This is a genomic window from Desulfoplanes sp. PS50 (assembly GCF_053851535.1).
In genome coordinates, this window is the sequence record NZ_JBSPZA010000063.1 from 1 (window position 1) to 4,782 (window position 4,782).

The 4,782-nt window shown below is 45.5% G+C and carries 3 protein-coding genes and 1 pseudogene; 3 read left to right on the forward strand and 1 reads right to left on the reverse strand.

All coding sequences use genetic code 11. The features are described 5' to 3' along the window. The first annotated feature begins 949 nt into the window (after positions 1 to 949). On the forward strand, positions 950 to 2,011 hold the full coding sequence (locus tag ACTVJH_RS15555) for a tetratricopeptide repeat protein (protein WP_455992735.1): 1,062 nt from the start codon (positions 950 to 952) through the stop codon (positions 2,009 to 2,011). A gap of 16 nt (positions 2,012 to 2,027) precedes the next feature. Next, a complete protein-coding gene (locus tag ACTVJH_RS15560) occupies positions 2,028 to 3,116 on the forward strand; it encodes an FRG domain-containing protein (protein ID WP_455992737.1) in 1,089 nt (362 codons plus the stop codon). A 579-nt stretch (positions 3,117 to 3,695) separates the two neighbouring features. Here ACTVJH_RS15560 and ACTVJH_RS15565 read toward each other — a convergent pair. After that, a pseudogene (locus ACTVJH_RS15565) lies at positions 3,696 to 3,902 on the reverse strand (transposase); the annotation flags it as partial. A 634-nt stretch (positions 3,903 to 4,536) separates the two neighbouring features. On the opposite strand from ACTVJH_RS15565, the gene ACTVJH_RS15570 reads away from it, so the two are divergent. After that, a partial coding sequence (locus ACTVJH_RS15570; RefSeq protein WP_455992739.1) for an ORF6N domain-containing protein occupies positions 4,537 to 4,782 on the forward strand: 246 nt, incomplete at its 3' end.

Genomic DNA, 4,782 nt, shown 5'->3' on the forward strand with positions numbered 1-4,782 from the left:
ACGAGTCTGAATTGTAGTAAATCGTCATTCATTTCGGATAGTTGATGTATTTTGAGCCGAACCCGGTTGATTCTAAGCCTGCCCGGTGAAATGCCCTTGTCACTCCATATTTCATTTGGGCCGAAAAACGGGCTTTTTCGAAGGATAAAATCAAGGATAACGGTGAGTTCGAGGGGTCAGACCCCACGGGCAGCTGTACTGGGCTTTGCGGCGACGTAGCCAAAAAGGTGGAAGAATGCCCTGGAAAACCTTTCGCAATATATTCATTCGCTGGATGCCGAAAACAACGATGCTTCATCCGTGGCCATGGATACGATTTGACGCTAAATACTCAAGGTAGGAGCCGTATGAGGTAATTCCTCACGTACGGATCTGTGCGGGGGGTGCTGGGCAACCGGCATTCCTACCGCGACCCCAGCCAAAAGTTTATATAAAATCAAGGATAACGGTGAGTTCGAGGGGTCAGACCCCACGGGCAGAGTGCAAATTGAGATTTTTGATGAGTCCAAATTGTAGTAAATTCCCCGTTATTTAGTATGGTTGATTGTGCTTGGGCTGGACCCGGTTTATTCTAAGGCCGAAAAACGGGGGTTTTTGAGAAGAAAAGATAGGAATATTATATGTTTATCGGGGTCAGACCCTGCGGCTCCTTGTCAACGGGACAGACATCATTATCCGTTATTTAAAAAATAGATTCTCTCCCCCAAAAAAATTCAATCCATTCATGAAAATAAATGCCTCGACCCATAAGATTCTTTGTTCCTGGACACGTGTGGCATATTACACACCGCTGCCATGACAGAAAATTCCTTCTGGACTATGCCGTACATCGCAATCTCTGGATGAAATGGTTGAACGAAGGGACTAACTGGTACGAGGTGCCAATTCTTCACCCGGTGAAATTGTCACTTCGATGGGTCAGATCCCACGGGCACAACAACCAATGTCAATGAGCATGAGCTTTTATCCTTCCATACATGCACATTTTAACAAGTGCATAGAGGCCCTGAACAACAACGATCTCACTTCTGCTTATAGGCATTTGCAAGCAGCGTACAAGCCCTTATCACGACTTGATGCCAAGAATAGTAAATGGGCTGTATACTATTTGAATCTTTCATCGATATACAATAATAGCGGCAGGTTTTGGGAAAGCATAGAATGTTGCCATAAGGCCCAGGCAATAATCAAAAAGCAAAAGCAACGGGAGATAGAAGCTAAGGCAGCCAGCAATCTTGCGAGTAGCTACTTGAATCTAAGTGATTATGCCCGGGCTCAAAAACATGCTCAAAGGGCAATTGGACTTTATAAAAAGCAAACAAACAACCTGCTGTTGAGCGAGGAATATTTGACTCTGGGACAAATCCTGCTCAGAAAAGGAGAGTGGTCACAGGCTATTAAGGCATTTAGCAAAGCACTGCTGCTAAGCAGGCAAAGCCAAAACAAGCAAAGGGAAGGCAAGACCCTGATTCGTCTTGGCTACATTTTCAGGGCTGACCCTCAAATTTTCATGGAAGGCGGATATTTGCATCTGGCCATAGATCATTTTCGGCAGGCAGAGAGGTATTTCAGGGAGATTGACTATAAGCCTGGGCTTATAGAGGCCATATATGAAAGGGCCAACACTTATTTGTCCCTGGGTATGGTGGGTAAGTCCAGAGAGCTTATAAACCGAATGCAGTCCATGATTCCAGAGGAAAGCCCTTGGCGTTTTTTTCTGCTCAGACTCAAATATTGTATAAGCAACCGGGAAGAGCAATTTGAACAGGCCATCGAGTATGCCCGAAAGCTCCATCACTTTTATGCCCGGGCCGGGGACAAAAAAGGGCAGTCTGATAGTCTGGAGATGCTTGGTTCCAGTTTTTATAATCTCTCAAACATGCAGGAAGCTGAGAAATATGGACAGCAGGCCCTGGAGCTGTCAAAAGAGATTGGAGACAAGTTGATTGAATCTCAGAGTCAGCAGCTGCTGAAGGCAATAGGTGAGGTAAATAAAGCCAGTAGATGTTAAAATTTTTTTGTAAGCCATGCAATTAACCCGGAAAGAAATCGACAACTTACCCACTGTATTGTACATTCTGGATAAGATCGCCCAGAGCGAGGAAACGCTTAGAAACGATAAGCGCTATGGTCTTCTTTTGAGCGATATGGGAGCAGAGGATAAGTTTGAGATCAGGCCGGAGTCGGCAAACGGACCTTATGTTTTGCATCCCACCTCTTCAACAGTGAATACCTTTTTTCGGGGTCAGACAAATTATCATTCTGAGTGTTTGCCTACAATCTATAGAAAGGAAAAGAATCATCCAAGGGATGAATTGGAAATATTCATTGACCGGTTACGTTCAATGGAATTTGAATTACTGCTTAAGACTCACCCCTTTGTGAAATCAATATATGAGCGTGGCTTGCTGATACAAGGAAAGGAGCATCCAGTACCCATTAAGGTTGACTACCTGGGGCTGGCCCAACACTATGAGCTCAAGACTGACTTGATGGATTTTACAAATGATAAATGGGTGGCAGCCTTTTTTGCCACCTGCAGTAAGGTTAAAGGTAAATATGTTCCTGTAAAAAGTGCTGGCTACGGGGTGATTTACAGCTACACAGTGTTGCCGGAGTTTTTTGATCAAAGCGTACAATCTGCCCAAAAGTCTACCAAAAAATTTACAGCTATTGGCTTGCAGCCCTTTCCCAGGCCGGGAGAACAAAAGGGTTTTGCCTTAAAGCTCGAACCAAGTCAGGAGCTGAATACCCTACAGGGGGTAAAACAACATTTTTTCAGGCATAATTATAAGGCGTCGGAAGTTATCTATAACCGCATGAACCAGGGCAAGAGCTTGTTTCCTGCGGATAAACTCATAAACATGGCCAAAAAGCTCAAAAACAGCAAAAAAATAAGCAAGACTGCTTTGCGCAAAGCCTTCAAAAGATATCCTGTACCCGGCTCAGGTGAACAGGAACTTGAGCAAAAATGTCGGGACAAGGGGTTTGTCTTTGTTGATTCCCCGGTGGTTTCCTTCTCCAGGAATGATGAGGATTTGTTTTGGAATCAGTGGAATAATGGTGCAAAACAGAAATTTATGTCTCAATTGGTTTTTAGGCGGGTGTATTATTGAAACAAATGTTAATTGATTTATACTCTTTGTCCGGTAAAACAGGTTCATCATTAATATCTGGGCATAGGATCTGACCCTTTGAAGCTACTGATTTTATAAGATTTATGTTCTCAAAAAAGCCGTTTTTTCGCCCCAAATGAAATAGGGGTTGGCAAAGGCATTTCACCAGGCAGGCCCAAGTGAAATAGAGGTTGGCAAAGGCATTTCACCAGGCAGGCGTTAGAATCAACGGTGTCAGTCATAAACAGTAACAACCACATAAAATATATGACGATTTAGTTGAATTGGCCTTGTGGGAACAATTTCTGTTTGGATTTGAGGCCGGAGGGGAGGGAGACCCCGCGGGGCGCATTCGCTAACAACATTCAATCCATTCATGAAAATAAATGCTTCGACCCATAAGATTCTTTGTTCCTGGACACGTGTGGCATAGAGATGCGGATTTAGGATTTAGGATTTATGTTTTAGGTTTTAGGTAAATGCGATGGCAGTTCAAGGGGCAAGACCCCCCTGAAGACATCAGAAAAACCTTCTGAAGGTGACGGGTCGTGATGCAAAATAAAGATATTTGGCTCCTCGCTATTTCGTGTGGGTAGGGGGAAATTCGAGCTTGCCCCCGAGGAGGTAAATCATGGTGATGAGATTACGAGTTGAACGGTATCCACGGGCTTTAGCTTTTGCTGCTTGAATGAGACTGTTGAGGCCTTCCAATATTCCGTTGTTGATAGTTGATTTGAACCATCTCAGAATGCCGTCCCAATGTCGTTTGATGGTATAGGCTGCTTTCCGTTGGTCATGGGGTCTGACCCTTCGAACCTACCGATTTTATAAAATTTATGTGCTTAAAAAGGCCATTCACTTCATGGGGTCAGACCCCACGGGTATAATCGTGACAGCACTCCCTGTGATCCACGCAGTGGTGACACTTTCCGGCCGGCGACAGTCCGGCGGACGGAATTTCAGTTGTCCGGGGCCGTTGTCCAATCTTTTGTCCGGTAGTGTCGAGTGAGCTTGCGAACGGGCGGTTAATTCGCCTTTGCATTTTCCTGACACAGGGGGCAACACAACAAAAGCATTAACCGCCCGCTGCGCTCGACATTCGCAGACAAGGGCGCGGACAAAGGCGCGGAAGGAGTTTTTTTGCCTGCCGGACTGTCGTCAGGCAAAAGCTGCCGGTGCTGCGCACGTTTCAGGTTGTGCCGGTGTCGACGTCAGATACTTGTAATCGTGACAGCATTCCCTGTGATCCACGAAGTGGTGACACTTTCCGGCCGGCGACAGTCCGGCGGACGGAATTTCAGTTGTCCGGAGCCGTTGTCCAATCTTTTGTCCGGTAGTGTCGAGTGAGCTTGCGAACGGGCGGTTAATTCGCCTTTGCGTTTTCCTAAAACCTTACACAGGGGGGAAGGCAGGCAACGATATGGCTAAAGAAGACATCATTGAGATCATACAGACCAAAATTTATTCCATCCATGGTCAAAAAGTCATGCTTGATTCCGATAGTGCCGAGATTTACGGAGTGGAAACCAAGCGGATCAGCGAGGCTGTTCGAAACAACCCTGATAAATTCCCCGAAGATTTTTATTTTGAACTTGGAGCAGAGGAACAGCTTGCTTTAAGGTCGAAATCTTCGACCTTAAAGGCCGGTCGGGAGTCCATGCAACAG

What these genes read in the sequence shown, in the direction of transcription:
- ACTVJH_RS15555 (WP_455992735.1), top strand. Translation starts at nt 950, where the DNA reads ATGAGCATGAGCTTTTATCCTTCCATACATGCACATTTTAACAAGTGC.
- ACTVJH_RS15560 (WP_455992737.1), top strand. Translation starts at nt 2,028, where the DNA reads ATGCAATTAACCCGGAAAGAAATCGACAACTTACCCACTGTATTGTAC.